The 16,305-nt window shown below is 37.8% G+C and carries 18 protein-coding genes, 1 tRNA gene and 1 pseudogene; 19 read left to right on the forward strand and 1 reads right to left on the reverse strand.

The genetic code is table 11. From position 1 onward, the window contains the following. Window positions 1-30: 30 nt before the first annotated feature. Window positions 31-107, forward strand: a tRNA-Ala gene (locus LBN07_04815). A gap of 448 nt (window positions 108-555) precedes the next feature. On the opposite strand, the pseudogene LBN07_04820 reads toward LBN07_04815, so the two are convergent. After that, window positions 556-1,536, reverse strand: a pseudogene (locus tag LBN07_04820) (recombinase family protein). Between the two features lie 286 nt (window positions 1,537-1,822). On the opposite strand from LBN07_04820, the gene LBN07_04825 reads away from it, so the two are divergent. The 18 genes from LBN07_04825 to LBN07_04910 form a co-directional block, all read left to right on the forward strand. Next, entirely contained in the window at window positions 1,823-1,969 is a 147-nt protein-coding gene (locus tag LBN07_04825) for a hypothetical protein (protein MDR0850763.1), read from the forward strand. Between the two features lie 124 nt (window positions 1,970-2,093). Beyond that, window positions 2,094-2,483 carry a helix-turn-helix domain-containing protein gene (locus tag LBN07_04830; protein MDR0850764.1) on the forward strand — a complete coding sequence of 130 codons (390 nt, stop codon included), beginning with the start codon at window positions 2,094-2,096 and terminating at the stop codon, window positions 2,481-2,483. Between the two features lies 1 nt (window position 2,484). Next, a complete protein-coding gene (locus tag LBN07_04835; protein ID MDR0850765.1) occupies window positions 2,485-3,204 on the forward strand; it encodes an ImmA/IrrE family metallo-endopeptidase in 720 nt (239 codons plus the stop codon). An 88-nt stretch (window positions 3,205-3,292) separates the two neighbouring features. Then, window positions 3,293-3,496 carry a hypothetical protein gene (locus tag LBN07_04840; protein ID MDR0850766.1) on the forward strand — a complete coding sequence of 68 codons (204 nt, stop codon included), beginning with the start codon at window positions 3,293-3,295 and terminating at the stop codon, window positions 3,494-3,496. A gap of 225 nt (window positions 3,497-3,721) precedes the next feature. Beyond that, window positions 3,722-4,117: a sigma-70 family RNA polymerase sigma factor gene (locus LBN07_04845; GenBank protein MDR0850767.1), complete on the forward strand. Its 396-nt coding sequence runs from the start codon at window positions 3,722-3,724 to the stop codon at window positions 4,115-4,117. A gap of 81 nt (window positions 4,118-4,198) precedes the next feature. Further along, window positions 4,199-4,450: a hypothetical protein gene (locus LBN07_04850; protein ID MDR0850768.1), complete on the forward strand. Its 252-nt coding sequence runs from the start codon at window positions 4,199-4,201 to the stop codon at window positions 4,448-4,450. 17 nt (window positions 4,451-4,467) lie between these two features. Next, complete coding sequence (locus LBN07_04855; GenBank protein MDR0850769.1) at window positions 4,468-4,863, forward strand: hypothetical protein; 396 nt, start codon at window positions 4,468-4,470, stop codon at window positions 4,861-4,863. Between the two features lie 2 nt (window positions 4,864-4,865). Further along, complete coding sequence (locus tag LBN07_04860) at window positions 4,866-5,048, forward strand: hypothetical protein (GenBank protein MDR0850770.1); 183 nt, start codon at window positions 4,866-4,868, stop codon at window positions 5,046-5,048. A gap of 1 nt (window position 5,049) precedes the next feature. Then, on the forward strand, window positions 5,050-6,231 hold the full coding sequence (locus LBN07_04865) for a hypothetical protein (GenBank protein MDR0850771.1): 1,182 nt from the start codon (window positions 5,050-5,052) through the stop codon (window positions 6,229-6,231). 1 nt (window position 6,232) lies between these two features. Continuing rightward, on the forward strand, window positions 6,233-7,411 hold the full coding sequence (locus LBN07_04870) for a hypothetical protein (GenBank protein ID MDR0850772.1): 1,179 nt from the start codon (window positions 6,233-6,235) through the stop codon (window positions 7,409-7,411). A gap of 13 nt (window positions 7,412-7,424) precedes the next feature. Then, entirely contained in the window at window positions 7,425-7,835 is a 411-nt protein-coding gene (locus tag LBN07_04875; GenBank protein ID MDR0850773.1) for a hypothetical protein, read from the forward strand. Then, entirely contained in the window at window positions 7,832-8,458 is a 627-nt protein-coding gene (locus tag LBN07_04880) for a hypothetical protein (GenBank protein MDR0850774.1), read from the forward strand. Before LBN07_04875 ends, LBN07_04880 begins: the two co-directional genes overlap by 4 nt. A gap of 104 nt (window positions 8,459-8,562) precedes the next feature. Beyond that, window positions 8,563-8,904, forward strand: a complete 342-nt coding sequence (locus LBN07_04885; protein ID MDR0850775.1) for a hypothetical protein — start codon at window positions 8,563-8,565, stop codon at window positions 8,902-8,904. Between the two features lie 3 nt (window positions 8,905-8,907). Continuing rightward, complete coding sequence (locus tag LBN07_04890) at window positions 8,908-9,108, forward strand: hypothetical protein (protein ID MDR0850776.1); 201 nt, start codon at window positions 8,908-8,910, stop codon at window positions 9,106-9,108. Window positions 9,109-9,169: 61 nt separating this feature from the next. After that, on the forward strand, window positions 9,170-10,030 hold the full coding sequence (locus tag LBN07_04895) for a hypothetical protein (GenBank protein MDR0850777.1): 861 nt from the start codon (window positions 9,170-9,172) through the stop codon (window positions 10,028-10,030). After that, window positions 10,018-10,368 carry a hypothetical protein gene (locus LBN07_04900; protein MDR0850778.1) on the forward strand — a complete coding sequence of 117 codons (351 nt, stop codon included), beginning with the start codon at window positions 10,018-10,020 and terminating at the stop codon, window positions 10,366-10,368. The genes LBN07_04895 and LBN07_04900 overlap by 13 nt, the downstream gene beginning before the upstream one ends. A 68-nt stretch (window positions 10,369-10,436) precedes the next feature. Next, window positions 10,437-11,582 (forward strand): hypothetical protein, encoded by a 1,146-nt coding sequence (locus tag LBN07_04905; GenBank protein ID MDR0850779.1) that lies wholly within the window; start codon window positions 10,437-10,439, stop codon window positions 11,580-11,582. Window positions 11,583-11,698: 116 nt separating this feature from the next. Then, window positions 11,699-16,305: hypothetical protein (locus tag LBN07_04910; protein MDR0850780.1), on the forward strand; the 4,607-nt coding region annotated here is incomplete at its 3' end.

Raw genomic sequence — 16,305 nt, forward strand, 5'->3', positions numbered from 1 at the left:
TGATATTATTAACCTATCAATTTGAAGTTTGGGGGATTAGCTCAGCTGGCTAGAGCGCCTGCCTTGCAAGCAGGAGGTCATCGGTTCGACTCCGATATTCTCCACCATTCGGTCATAAAACGAACCTTTATTGGTTTTACAAAAATCCGTTACATTGTAGCGGATTTTTGCTTTTCCTTCATCGTATAGCCAAACCTTATTTACAAAGGTGTCTACAAGGGCTTGGCGGTTCTCTGTAATCGTATAGTCAAGGTGCTTAAACCTTTTGATATGCCTGCGGATTTCGGGTAATGTTGCATCAAGCATACCGCTCTTTTCAAGTTTAATTTGCTCCTGTAAGTCTTTCTGTTCAAGCTCAACTTGTTGCAGCTTGTTAAGTATTAAGTCTGAGCCTTTACCTTTCATAACTGCAGTCAGTAAGTTTTCCATAGATTTCTTACTGTCTTCCAATAGCCTTTCAAGCCTTAGTAAGTTGCCGCTCTTTAGCTCTTCTTGCAACATGGAATATAGTTCTTTTGCCAAATCATCAACAACTTTGTCGTTAAGGAGTAACAAGACATCGGCAATAACAGCATCTTCTATAATGCTTTTGAGAATTGTCTTTTTCTTGCACCCCTTTTTAGCATCAGTGCAACGATAATAAAAATGTTTGTTGCCCATATGGCTTGTTCCACTCATTCCGGTCATTGCGTGTTCACACATACTACAAAACAGTTTCGTGGTGAGAATATAGCTATCTTTTGCCTTTTTGTGAGAACGAGCAAGTTTGCTTTTTTCATAAATTGACTGCACTTGCTCAAATAAATCTTCGTCAATGATTTTAGGGATACCATCTTTAACTTCTTTGTCTTGAAATAGGTAGTATCCTAAATATCTACGATTAACTAAAATTCTTTTTAGGCTAGTCCTATTCCAGTTGTTGCCAGCCTTTGTGAGAATTCTTTGTTCATTCATGTAGCGGCAAATTTCCGCTTCTGTCTTTCCGCCCAAATACATCTCATAAATCTTACGAACATAATTTGCCTCGCCCTCGTTGACAACATACTTTTTGTCTTCAATGTTATATCCAAACGGCACACTGCCACCAAAGAATTGATTTTTGCTTGCAGAGATAGAAATACCCCGCTTAATCTTTTGCGACAACTCAACACTATAGTATTCAGCCATACTCTCAAGCACTCCCTCAATAAGAATACCGCTTGCGTCATCGGTTATGTTTTCTTTTGCAGACAAGACCCTCACACCATTCTTTTTTAACTTCGCTTTATATGTTGCACTGTCATAACGATTTCTTGCAAACCTGTCCAACTGATAGCAGACTACAAACTGAAACTGCTTGCGTTTGCTGTCCTCAATCATGTGCAAAAATTCCGGACGCTTGTCAGTCGTTCCGGTCAAAGCACGGTCAATGTATTCATGTATAACCTTATACCCATTACGCTCCGCAAAAGCATAACACTCCTTTAGTTGTCCTTCAATGCTTTGTTCGTTTTGCGAGTGAGAACTAAACCTTGCGTAAATTACTGCATTTTTCATCTTTGAATACTCCTTTATTTGCGACAAACACTTTGCTGCCTTATCGTCTTAACTAGCCCAAAACACAGTCAAGCAAGCTGTAAAGGGCGGCACTGCCGTGCATTTACCCTTTACAGCTTGTGCCGACTGTGATACTCTCATTTAAGACGAGAAGGAGCGTGCCGAAAGAAATTAAAATATTTATCTTTTTGCTTGACACCATCCATAACAATGATGTATACTCATTGTAAGGAATTTGCGAACACGTGTCAAGAGATAATCAGTATTTTCTTTAAAGGAGGTATAAATGCCAAAAAAGTGTAGCAGTGGTTGTAGAACAACCAGCAAGAGTGTTGCAAGCAAAGCGTCAGCAGTTTTGCGAGACGGACGAACCAGTAAGACAAGCAAAAGCGTTGCTGGTTCTGCTTTAAGTCAACGCAAAAGATGTAAGTAACAGATATATGTACATTATGTTAAAAAGAATTGAAGCCCCAATAAAAAATTGTGAAAAATTGTAAATAAAAATGAAATGAAGTTGTAAAAAACAACAACCAAAATTAAAAGAGGGATACAAAAATATGAATAATGAATTTGGGCAATTCATAGAAACAAAAAGAAAAGAGAAAGGCATTAACTTGCGTGGTTTTGCCGAAATGGTAGGTATTGCGCCCGCCTACATGAGTGATTTAGAAAAAGGTTATCGCTATCCACCGGAACTTGAAAAACTTAACATAATCGCAAAGAAGTTGCTTTTAAGTGAACAAGATACTCAGAAAATGTATGATTTGGCTGCTAAGGTAAAAACAAAAGGAAACATTGTTCCTGTTTCGCCGGATTTACCTAATTACATAATGAATACTGAAGCTTGTAGAGTTGCTTTAAGAACTGCTCGTGATATGAATGCCGATAATGATGTTTGGCAAGAGGTTATTAAAATTTTGGAAGAGCGAAAGAAAAACGGAGGTTAATGTGGAAGTCTACGAGTATTCGTTCGACCAAATTGAAAAACTTGCTGACGAACAAAATCTAAAATACGACCCGACAAGGCTAAAAGAATTAAAGCCAATGGATGTCTATGATTATGCTGAAAAAATACTTGGTATAACATTTGACTGGAAATATTTGACACCAACAAGAAAAATTGATGGGGTTACTTTTTTCACGGATTGCACCTATTGGGTGTGGCCGTGTTCTTTTAATACAAAAATAGAGCCGTTGCCATCTAAAGAGGAATTGCTTGAAAAGTACAAGCCTTATGAAATAGATATTAAGGCCAACACTATTATAATAGACCAGTACATACTTGACGAGAGGGATGATTATAAAGAGAAATTCACTGTTGCTCACGAGTGCGGACATTATGTCTGCCACCCAAAGGGGTTTAGTGTGACAAGTTGTGAGGCGTGGGAGCCATATGAATATGGCAGTTTCAAAAAAATGACACCGGCACAAAAACATGAAAGACACGCAAACCATTTTGCTGCTGCATTACTTATGCCACGTGATATAATTTTTAAAACTTTTCAAACACTTTTTAACAGTGATATTTTTTCTGGGCGAAGTGAGAATGACAGAATCCTTGGAATTATTCAAGTTATGGCGGACAAATGTAAAGCCTCGGCAGAGTCAATGTCGTATAGACTGATAGATTTAGAAATAATAAGCAAAGTGCGACGTAATGTCGTATAAAGGTTTTATGTTACATGAAACCTATTTTTTTACTTAGAGTGTTCGCTAGTTCCTAACATTTTATAAAATCAATTACAGGGAGTATCGGATGATAAATCAACAAAACACCAAACAAGAATTTGAAATCGTTGTGTCTTGTAGAGAATGTGGGCACACACTTTTCAGTGGTGTTTTTAAGAGAATAAAAGTCCAGTGCCCTAAATGCAAAATATGGAATTATGTAAAAGTTAATGAAAAGGGGGAACTAATTATGGCACGGGCTCCACCGGAACATAGCGCAGTAAATCAATAAATAATAACTCAATATGGGCGTTATTTGATAGTAGCATAAGCGCACTTATAACGCTGACACCTTTTCATAGGCGTGGCAAAGACCACACAAGCCGTGTGAGGTAGAACAATCTTTTGATTGCTCTATTTTGCACGGCTTTTTTAATGCTGTTTCAGGGCCTCACGAGATTGTTCGTGGGGTGTTTTTTACGCTCCAACAAATTTAGAAAATTTAAGGAGATTAAAAATGAAACAGATAATTTATAGGTTCTGTGACGGAACTAAAAACACAGTCGATGTTACGTATGAGGTTTACGAAATTCATAAAGAAATTGAGCAAATGGAAAAACGTAATCACTGGAAAGAAACAAGGCGTCATATTTCAATGACTGTTTTTAATGATAACGGAATTGAGTTTGAAGATCCCGACAGTGATATTGTTGAAAACATCATCAAAGAGGAAGAAGAACAAAAATTGAAGTATGCCATATCTCAGCTCTTACCGCAACAACAGGATTTAATTGAAAAGATTTTTTATAGCGGCAAAACGATAACTGAAATTGCAAAGGATGAAGGGGTGAGCAAGCCTGCTATTTTAGATAGGCTCTCAAAAATTTACAAAAAAATGAAAAGATTTTTATAAAAGGGGCTTAACTTTTGCCATTTTCGTGCTTATAGATAGAGGCATATATTTTTTGCCTACTAAAAAACAAGGAGTTTAGAAATGAAAATTAAAATACAGTTGCTACAAGCATTTTTGAAGGAGCGCAAAATAACCGCTTTAGATTTGGCAAAGGAAATGGAGGTTGATGTTTCCGAGATTGAGAAATTGCTGAAAGGTGAGGCAGTAGACGAGAAAGCCGCACATAAGTTTATTTATTACTTTGGAGCAGACGAGGCACAGCACTTTATTGATTGGGAAGCAATTGGAAAGAAAAATCCTCTAATTAATGAGTCTGATACAAACGAAAATTAAATTAAGGAGTAAAGAATATGCCTAAAATGTTTACCTCCGGCTTTAAGCCGAAGTCTACAACAAAGAAAGCGAGGAAGATTATACGAAGTGAAATGAATAGTTATTACTCACCCAAAATCCGCCCTGATTATTCGGGCAAATCTACTATTGAAAACATGACAACGGACGGCAACGCTACAACGGGTTACCACAAACGAAATAATCAACATATTACACCTTACCACAAGGCAACGGCACTTGTAGACGGGGGTAGTTTTGCCTGCTATTACTCCGACCAAAAACAAATGCTTGGCAAGATTTATGGGAAAGCCAACGTTGAAAAGTGGGACGGCAACAAGATACATAACACATACAAGCATTTGATTAGTCGTGAGTATGCGGCTATGGTGCGTAAGAAGTGGGAGCGTGAGTAAATATGAAATGGTGGTTGATTTTACTTTTAATTATTATTGGACTCGTATTCGCTCCCACGCTTGTGGCTCTTATGGGCCAGTTGGTTACTTGGTTTGGAGAGTTTATTAAATGGATAGGTGAAAGCTTAAAGTGGATTGCCAATTTAGTTGAGAAGTGGAATTTCTTAAGAGGAGTGTTTAACTGATATGAAGGTTTTAAATATATCGTTTATCTTTGTCATAATTGTGAGTGTTATATTTAATACACTTTCAATTATGTTTTTGCTGAATGTTGCAAAACTGAATAACACTCACGGCTCATCATTTATTGATGAAATGACTTGGGATGAGGATGAGTCTTATCATATGAACTTGAATTACTATACAAATGAAAACAAGAACGGAAAGGAAGTGCTTGACTATAATCTAAAGTATTATGACAGTCAGTCTATTGCTGCAGGTACTGTCGGCACAGGCATTCAGTTTGTAGGAGTAAAACCTTCTTTTAAGGTTGAGCCCATGCCCGGACAGTCTCTTGGTGACCTCATATTCAACCCAGCTTTTCGTGTAAGCCTAACAAATAATCGCAAGGATATTGAATATTACAATACCGCTTCAAATGGTGTCTCATACCAAGCTACAAATCCCTTAAACTTCGGCAATTCTTTTTTATATGACATTGACGGCAAGTTTATCAAAATCCAGCAAAGAGCTGAGCCTATTGAAAAAGTTAGCGTTGGCTTTATCACTGGTAGAATTTATTCGGATATTTGGCTGGTGCTTGCCAACCTTGTAAGTACCTTAAATTCGTTGCCATATGGTCAGCAGGTTTTGAGAGTTGACCTTTCGCCTTTCTTTGATATCTATATGTCTGAAGATGGTGGCTCTAACTTTGAGCTTATCACTAATCATACTTCTGATTATGTTTTTATTAAAGTTGCAATAAACAAAACTGCAAATGGTCTTGTGACAGCTTCGCAATCATTATTTGGACAAGTTTTGGGTGACACGGAATTTAGCCTTATAGGTGAAACTTCATCTTACTGGAAAGCCTTTGGTCGTGTCACTCTTGATGTCTCAGCTTTTGACTATACTAAATACGGCTCTGACGATTTCTTATGCACAGCCAAAATCAACAAAGCCTTGGCTGATTATCTTGGAGCTTTTGAGAATGTAAAAATAACTGTAAACATACTTCTTAACGACTTTCGCTTATCTTCTTCCGGCATCTTGATTTATGGACTTGACCATGATTTTCTGAGAGGTCTTGAATTTGAAAGTGTGTATATATATTCGCCTTGGCAGACTGTGCTGTTCTGCTATGCAGATAGTTTAGATACAAATTTTGTCACACTTAATAATGTTACACTTAAGTTGTTTGGAGGTTGATATGACGGATATAGAGGAATTTAATTGGAAAATCTTTTTGGCGCTTCTTTTTTCTCTTGTGCTAGTAAGTGTTCTTGGGTTTTTTCTAGTTTCTGAATATTCAATTAAAAATGAAACCTTTGGCCGCTCCGGCGAAGGACAAGCCTTTGAAGATGAAAATGTTTATACCTATACCATATCTGGCTTAGAAGCTAACGATCAACTTATTTACACACCTGACAAGCTTTCAAAGTTTTTTCCTGCCAACACTTCCTTTAATGGTCTAACAAATAGTTATGATTTGATTGTGAATAATACTCCGGTATTTGCTAATTTTAATGCAGGTCGCATTTGGGGAACTTTTCCTATTACTTTAAATGGGTCAAATAATGAAACTCTTGCTTCTTTGAGTATCAGTTTTGATTTAATTTTCTATTCTGACCGAACCGAGCTTAATGTCACAATACCAACTTATGGGATGTATCAAAATTATATTCGCTCTTACTTTTTGCAAAACGGTTTTAATTTGAGACTTATTGAACCTCAGTTTGAAGGGACTACTCTTGATTCTGCCGAAACTCATGTTTTCTTATATTTCTATAATCAGGATAATTCTCTTTTTACTGTTAAGCGTGCTGTGCTTGGAACTCGTAACTACCTGACCGGCAGCAACTTGCCAGCAGTTGCACCACCTTTAGGGTTTGCCTTTGACGGCTGGTCAATTATGGGCAGTAATGTTATTTTTAATTTCAACGGGTTTCTCGTAACTAATCATGTACGGTTTTATCCTCAGTTTAAAAACATTTCGTCTGTCTTGGTCTTGGAAAACGCTTGGCTTGCAAGTGAGGCTTTTACGATAAGTATTCTCTCTTCGAGTGGTGTAGGGTTTATTGATTTTTCAAATTTATTTGATTGGAACTTCATACCCTCAGGTGTCGATTTTTATATCGAAGGCACTTTGCATTTATACTTACGAATGGGTCCCGGTCAATCCCTATATAGTCCAGTTAGCTTTGTTTATTACGGCGCACAGGGCTCCAATATTAACTTTACAGCTATGGGTTACAATCTCGTTACCTTTGATTTGACCTTTAAATCCTCAGTTGCTTCACTTGGTTTTTCTTTTGAGTTTGGTTCTCTTCGTAAGGAAGCTTCTGCTGAATTGGAAATCCGTCGTATTTATAGCCCTTACTATTTTTAAAAGGAGACAGTTTATGAAATTTAATTACATAAAAGGCAGGTATGAAAAGAAAGACTATAATTCTCAACCGAGTGCCCGCCCTCACTATGAGATTAGTGACAATATGTTAAAAATGCAAGCATTACAGAATGAACAAAAAAGGAGTGATAATATGTGGCAAATGTTAGTGGGGCCGCTTGTTTCTGAAGGCATGGGGGCTGTCCGTGACGGTCAGAAACAAAGCTATGCTAGAAAGAATCGCAAGCTTGATAGAAAGGATTATAACGAGCGCTCTATGCAGGAGCGCATGAACAATAAGGCTGCATACCGAGCTAAACTTGATTACGAAAAGAAACATATTGAACTGCAGCATAAGTATTCAGCTCCCCGATACCCTGAAAACAAAAAGCAAAATTTATACACTAAAAGGAGTAAAAAGAAATGAAAGTTTTTGTTACGGTTTTATGTTCAGTACTTGCCCTATTCTTTGGAGTAGCAAGTATATATATCTTTTATCCCGACGGCAGAGTGTGGTTGGATGATAAGTTTGGCGTTGAAAGGATCACAGTATCCGATGGCAAGGATGGTGTTAACGGACAAGATGGTTTAACACCATATGTCGGTGAAAATAATAACTGGTGGATAGGTGAAACTGATACAGGGGTCTTGTCCGGTCATGTTAACGAAAGTTTTAACTTAATTCGTGAAGATAATTTTTCAAATATTTACTCAGCCCTTAATTATTCAGAACTGGGGATATATCGTGATGTTAGTAGTGGGTTGACTCTTGTTTCCGGTTGTGCTCGTGTTCCCGGCAGTAATACTGTTTATGTCGGTGGTGGCTCGGCTTTATTCGAGTATACTCCGGATATGAAATTGACTAATGCTTTTTCTGGTTGGCTTTCGGCATATGTTGTTGACGGGGGTGGCTCTGTTAAACAGCAAGGGGTTGTTCGTGTTTTTGTGAATGTTGATATCGGTGTTATCCAAGTCATTTGGTATGGTGCAAGTTTCAGTCTTGCTCAGGGTCAATATTTTGTTATTACGGGTTCGTATGTTTTGTCTTAACTTTTTACGCTTGGGGTTAGCCTGAAAAGCCCCACCAGACCAAAAGGAACTTGGGTCGACACTTGTTTCTGCGGTTTAAAAATTAAATTAAGGAGAAAGGTAAAATGAAAAATTTGAATGCAGTTGCAAAAGAGATAAAGATTATCTCAAAACAATCTAAGAAGGGTGGAAAAAATCACTTTGTGAGAGTAGAGCTTATTAATGACAAGTCTGCTGATGTGTGGTGTGAAAAAGAGGTTGTTGAGTTAATTCAAACCTGTAAAGAGCTTAATGTTGAGCCGATTAAATCATTTGCACTTGAAAAGCGAATAAGTGAAAAAACCGGTGAGCCTTATGTGGCTGTGGTGCTTAAGATGTTTAACGACCACGAATACTTTTACTTCCTGCCAAGAGCCACAAATACCATTGTTGAGTTGCTTGCCGCTAAAATGGAAAACAAGGAGTAATATATGACAGACAATAAATTTATACCCATGTCAACGGAAGAGAAAAGAGAGTTCGGCAAGCAATTCTCTTCAAAAGAAAAGATGTCTTATCGCAAGGGTCAGCGAAGTGCTTATTCTCATATGTCAAACGCAGCAAGAAGACAGTCAATATTTATTAGCGATAACTTGCCGAGTAACAACAAAACACCACCCAAAAAGAAATGAGGATGGTACAAGTTAAGGGAGTGGATATTTCTGCTCCCTTTATTTTTTATGAGAGGTTTATATGATTGATAAGACTTATTACTTAACTTATGTAGTGGGCGAACGTGGAGTCGGAAAGACAACTTTGCTTGCCCATTTTGCAACAGAGTATATGCTCCCGCCCCGCTCAATAGAAGACTTGCAGGTATGCAAAAAAGAAATAGATAAACTGCGACTGGGCGGTTGGAATAACCTGAGTTTAGAAGTTCATGTTAAACACCTTGTGTATGTCGTTGAGGAAACTTTTATCGCAAAGGGCTTAGGCTACAAACCAAGAATTTCAATGGAACTTCAGTTTGACAAAATCGGACTCTATGACGGTAAACATGAAGTAGCATACCTCTTGCCTTATGCCAAAATCTTTATGCCTGAAATACAATCAAAACTTGATAGCCGAAAATCAATGACAAGCGAAAGAGTTGCCGATTACTTTTTGAGATACATTGAAAGACAAAGAAAAGTTGGAGTTCAAATGTGGGCCGACACCCAAATTGATGATAGTGCCGATAAGAGATTCCGCTCACTTGCCGACAAACTAATTGAGGTACAATACAAGGAGGACTTTTACGATAAGAGTGGTAGCTTACTTAAAATTATATGGACTTGTTTGGAGTTTGCCGGAGTAAGACCATATCAGAGATACAAAGATACAGGCAGCTTGTCAGAAGCAGTCAAAACGCAGTATACACACATCGGAAATATTTATGAGTGTGTCGACAGCTTCAGCGGTAAGGAATATTTTTACTATGGAATGAAAGATAACTTCCACACTAAACTTGCTGCACCTACAAGCAACAGCAAAGCAGATATGCTTGCTAAGTGTGAAAGATACCCTCTGTTTAAACAAGACAATGAGAAGGAGTTGAATATATGGAAGAATTAGATTTTGTTACCCTTCATAAAGAGAAGCTTGCGCTTATCTTTGAGAACATAGATATTTTATCTGCCATGAAAGAAAGCGATACTCAACTACCGCCTAAGTTTTTCAAAGAGATAAATCATGATGTTTTAAAAGACTACTTGCTTAAGATTGGTATTCTCAATAAAAACACAAGGTTTGTTATCAGAGAACTTAAAAAAGACTTCAAGTTATTACGTAAACAGCAAAAGCGTAAACTTAATGTACTTCGTAAACTTCGTGCCACCGAGACAGTTATATATGCTTTGCCGGCACACTTGCTGCATAACGACACACGCCAAGCGGCGAAGCCGCTGGCGTGACGGTAGTTAGTATTACCTACCGTCACTGCGTAACGCGTAACGGCGGTTATTATTAAAAGGGGATTATTATGGAAAATGAAATTGATACCGAAAGAACCAAACAGTTAAAGCGTTGGGTTCTCACCATTAATAATCCCTTTTGGACGGAACAGGATACTGAGGTTGACATGGTTAATAATGCTTTGCCGGTTGTAACTGACTACTATAATTTAGAAACAGTCAAAGACGAGCTTAATAAAGATTTGTTTGTTTTTAAATATGTTGTAGTTAAACAAGACGATAAACAAGTTGTGGTTGAAAAGCCGTATTTTAAAGACTATGAAAGCATAAAGAAATATATTGAGAATTTAGAGCATTTTAAGTGGTCGGCATTTCAGTTGGAGCAAGGTGAAAATGAAACACCGCATATTCAGGCAGGGATAATATTTGAAGCGGGTAAACGCTTTTATACCATGAAAAAGTATTTCCCTACTGCCCATATAGAACAAGCACGAGGAAGTAACACAGATATACGAGCATATTGCACAAAGAAAGAAGGCAGGCTTTTAGAGCCTATTGAGATAGGCAAATTTAGTGAAATGAGGTCAAGAAATGATATCGTAGAGTTTTTGGAGCTTATCAAGCTTGGTGCGGCAAATGCAACGCTACAAAAATTGTTCCCGACACTTTACAGTCAATATGCTCCCGACAAGATAGAGAAATTTAGACAGGATATGCTTAAAGAAGAGTACGGTCAAAAGTTCAGAGATGTTAAAGTGACTTACATATATGGCAAAGCGAGACTGGGTAAAACAACATATATTTTTAATAAGTACCCGATGCAGGATATATGTAGAGTGAATAACTATACCAAGGGTACATTTGAAAATTACATAAGTCAAAAGGTGTTGGTTTTAGACGAGTTTACAGGCAAGATAGATATTACTTTTATGAATAATTTGCTAGATAAATTTCCAGTGGATTTACCAGCAAGATTTTCCAATCGGACAGCTTGTTTTAGTGAAGTATACATAATTTCAAATCTGCACTTAAGCGAATTGTACAAGGAAGAGCAAGTTGCCTCACCCGAGGTCTACAATGCTTTTATCAGTCGTATGCACGAGATAATTAAGTTCACAGGTTTGGGGAAGTGGAAATATGAAAAACAGGGTAGTGAAGATAGTGTGCAGATGACGATATTGAGTGAAGAGGAGACAGATAAAATGCCGTGGTAATTTTTTATTACATATTTGCAAAATTCCAATTTTTGTAAAAGGCTGACAATAGGTTTGACTTTTTGTTACCATTTTTTGTATACTGAATCTGTATTAAAGGAGGATAAAAAATGAATATGTCAAAGACTAAAAAAAGCATTTTAGCCACTGGTATTGCATTACTTCTTCTTGTTGTGTTTGCATTTGTATCGATGTTTCAGACAGTGCAATCGGTAACACTTGGTATTCGTGAAGGGTCTGTTGGGCTTGCTGCAAACAGCGTAAGCAGCACAGCCGCAGAATTTGATGATATTTACACGCCATCCGAACAAGAATTATTTAGTGAAGAAGAGTATGATAAGACAGAAATAATCGGGGAGGATACCTCAAAAAGAACCGAGACCTCTAAAACTTTTGTTCAAGCAGACGGTACATTTGTGATGCAGGAATACGGCAAAGCGGTTCATTATCTGGAGGGTGATGAATACTTTGACATAGATAACACACTAAACGAAAACCTTCAAAATACAAACAACTCCTTTAAAGTCAGTTTTAATGACGGCAGCCGTGACAGCCTTGTCAGTATAACTGACACGCATGGCAGCATTTCAATGACTCCGATTTTGACAGATTATTATCAAGCGGGAAGTGCAAGTGTTTACTCTTTTGACGGAAACAAAAATATTACAACAATAAGTGAAAGTGAAACGGCTCTTGTTAAAGGCAATAATGGCGTAACTAGCAAAAACTTGAAAGGTGAAGCTAATAGTGAAAAAAGAACACAATCTCTTGATTATGGTATAAACAGCCTTAACGCAATAGACAGCCTTAACATAAAGAACAGTAAAATTAAAGATAATCTGACTAATAAATTTACCAACCACAACTCAGCAATACTTTATGAAAACATCTTTAATGAAGTAGACTTCCAATATATCCTTGAAGGAAAAAACTTAAAAGAGAATATTATTGTAAACCAACAACTTAACGAATATGTCTTTAGATTTGAACTTAACCTGGAAAACCTCGTAGCCTACAAAGCTAGCAATGGTGATATCTTAATCACAAACCAATCAGGAGAACTCACCTACATAATCCCCAAAGGATATATGTATGATGCCATAGGCACATATAGTTATGATGTTGAATATGAACTTGAATACAACCCAAACGGCACTTCATTCCTTACGGTGATAGCAGATAGAGCCTTTTTTGAGACGGCTGTATTTCCGGTGGTTGTGGATCCGACGATTGAGTATTTGGATGTAAAACATATAACCATCGGCAGTTATTTTGTCAGCACCATTCTTTACACCGGAACTCACTATACCTATATGGACCTTGATTCTAATATGTTTAATGTGTCAGGCAAAACCATAATTGATGCTAAGCTTGACCTGCATGGGCAAGGTTCGGGCGTAAACAGCGGTACTTTTACAGTAACAGTAAAAGACACAAAGGTTAAAAATACATCTGTTCATACTGCGGCAACTCTTTGCGATCTTACTGTGGAGGGTGGAGGGTTAATGTCTGTAAATTTATTAACAATAGATATTTTTCCATACATTTCAAATTCTGGCTACCTAAATTCTGCAATGATATTGATATCCCAAATGGGGAATAAAATCGGAAATACGTTAATGATTCCCTTTCCGATTACTCTTTATGAAATTACTATATCTTACATAGAACACCAAGGCATAGACAATAACGATCATAACATAGTTCAGGATATGGGAGACAGCGGACAGGGTGTAATTAGTCTTAATACGGGCAAGATGAACTATGTTTATGATGATGTTGTTATTGATGACGGCTATATGCCTATAAACATAAGCCACATCTATGATGAAAACTTCGGAAACACCTATGGTGTCGGCTATGGATTTAAACTTAATCTTCAGCAAAAGATCTCATATGATTCTAATAGGCAGCTTTATACCTACACAGATGCTTCTGGCAAGCTATACTATTTTGCAGGTGACAGCATTCCGTACAATCAGGAACTTGGACTGAAACTGCATTTTAAAAATTTGAGTGCATTATCTTACCCTGCACCATTTAACAATGGCGGCCCATCCAATTATATTTGCGCAATAGACCGTTTTGGCAATTCAATGATATTTACATATTATGGCAGACTTGTTCAAGTACACCAATATCCCTCCACTATAGAGAACCCCAAAGCGGCACTTATGCTCAAAATAACTCTTGACAACGCCGGCAGCGACAAAATAATGAGTGTCACTAATAATAAAACAACTCTTGATTTTATATATAACAACGGGTGCGGAGCCTTAAGTGCCATAACAATAAATAATAATATTGCTGTTTCATATACCGGCATAGTAAATTCAGGAAATTTCTTTTTACAAACTGCTACAAAATATTTTGATATTGGCGGCGGATATATTACTTACTTTGGTTATACCGGAAGTTTGCTAACTAAAATTGGCTGTGCCCCAAATGATTATGACTTGGAGTATACCTACAACTTAGGAAAAATCAGCAATGTACGGACTTTTGAAAGGTATGGCGGCGTTAAAACTCCGCAAGATGTAAGCTTTTCTTATAGCTACTATGTTCCGAACGGTTATTATGAGAAAGGGATGGGTGTTTCAAGAAGTGTAATTTTAAACCATGACGACACTTATCAGTATGTTTCTTTCTGCAATAATGATGTAATTGCAGATTATGCTTATGAAGTTGATGGTCAGGACATAATTCCGCTTTATGCCGAATCTAATGGATTCGATTATTTTGGATTTATAAATATTTATGCAAATACAAGAGATATACTTACATTTGATACCTTTAACTATGCAACGAATACAACCACCATTAATGTGAACGAAAGCGGATTAAACAGCTATGCGCTTTCTTTGTGGACAAAAAACGAACAAGTTATAAATATTGTGAAAGCAATAGTAACCACAAAGGATGCCGCAAATAATATAAAAACATTTACCTATAACTTTCACAGATATGAGCTGGGTTGGCAGTTTGGAACTATTATAATAAAAGATATAGCAGATTTAAGGCAGGTAACAATTCAGGTTTCATTCCAACGGCCCACAGTATATGTGAAAGATGTGCGGCTTGTGCGCTTGCCAAGTGCTCCCCCAACAGAGGATGACTATGAAATTAAATATAACTCCGATAAGCAGGTGTCACAAGTACGCATTGAGAAAAAAGGGGTGTGGTATGGTTACGAATATTATCCGGCAAACCCCTCACTTCCTGAATATCCCGGTCTCATTAAAAGTGTGACTGAAAGAACATTAAGCCATGACCAAATAAGTAAAACCGAATATTTTTATGACGGCAACAATAACCTTACTTCAATCAAGTCCTACGGCTCATCAAGCAGTTACATGACATCAAGCTGCAGCTATGACGGCTTTGGTCACATAACTTCCGTCACTGATGAAAACGGTGTAGAAACCAATTATACATATAACCCTGACGGCACGGTCACCACAATAATTGTGGGCGATGCAAACAGTCCCAATGTGACAATCACTGACGAATACTATCAGGGCAGCGGACTTTTGAAGTCCATCAATACAGGCGGCGTTCAAACCAACTTCATCTACAACAACTTTGGGGGGCTACAAACAATCAATCACAACAGCTTTAACACCAACTTCAGCTATGACAGCAATTACAACCTTTCGGGCATAAGCATCGGCAGTCAGCAACTAGTGAACTATTCTTATTCTAAACTTCAAGATACTGTAACCTATGGAAACAGTCAGACTGTGGCATATAATTACAGTAACGACGGCTACCTGACAAGTATGACAAACGGGTCAAACCAAAACATTGCATCATTTAACTATAACAACCTTGGCTGGCTGAGTTCAATAAGTCACGCAAACGGCGTTTCATATGGCTATCAATACAGTTCTGACTTGCAGGCAGGCGGCATGGGTCATGTCAATCTTGCTTATTCTATGACCAACAACGGAAACACACTAGCTTCACATTATACAAGCAACGCCCCCAACATCTCGGAGGTTTACTATTATTACAATGGTGGGCCGAAGGATTATTATAAGGACCTTTATGACTCTGAGGGTCGGCTTTCAATGAACTACCGTAATCCAACTATATATACAACTTATAATTATGACACTATGGATAGACTAGACAATAAAACCTTCGTCTATAACGGCAAGACCTTTAACAATGTGTATAACTACCAACCCGGCACTGTCACAAATGGTTTGGTGTATAGCGAACAGTTTAAGGTTAATAATGTAAAAAAGACTGACCTTACATACTCCTACTACTCCAACGGGCTTTTGGAATATGTTGTGCCGACAGCTCAGGCAAACAACGCTTGGACTCAGTATCTTGTATGGTATTATTACGACAACTCGGGCAGACTGTCACGTGAGTATAATAGGGTAGCAAACAGAATATACAGCTACTTCTATGACAACGGCGGAAACATAATTCGTAAAGACGAACATGACATAAGCTGGAACTGGGTAACACAAACTTTGTACTACTACGAAAACCCATGGGGCGACCAACTGACATCATACAAAGTTTGGACAACAGCGGGCTGGGGAAACCTTATCTATGTTAATTATGACGGTGCAGGTAACCCAACCAACTGGAAGTGGGGCTCAGGAATGCCCTTTGAGTGGCAGAACGGCAGGGAACTGAAAAGCATCGGTGGGGCTAACTATATAAGTTACGACTATGACTATGCGGGGCTTCGCACCAAAAAACA

This window comes from Christensenellaceae bacterium (assembly GCA_031260975.1).
Taxonomy (GTDB): Bacteria; Bacillota; Clostridia; order Christensenellales; family UBA1242; genus JAISKJ01.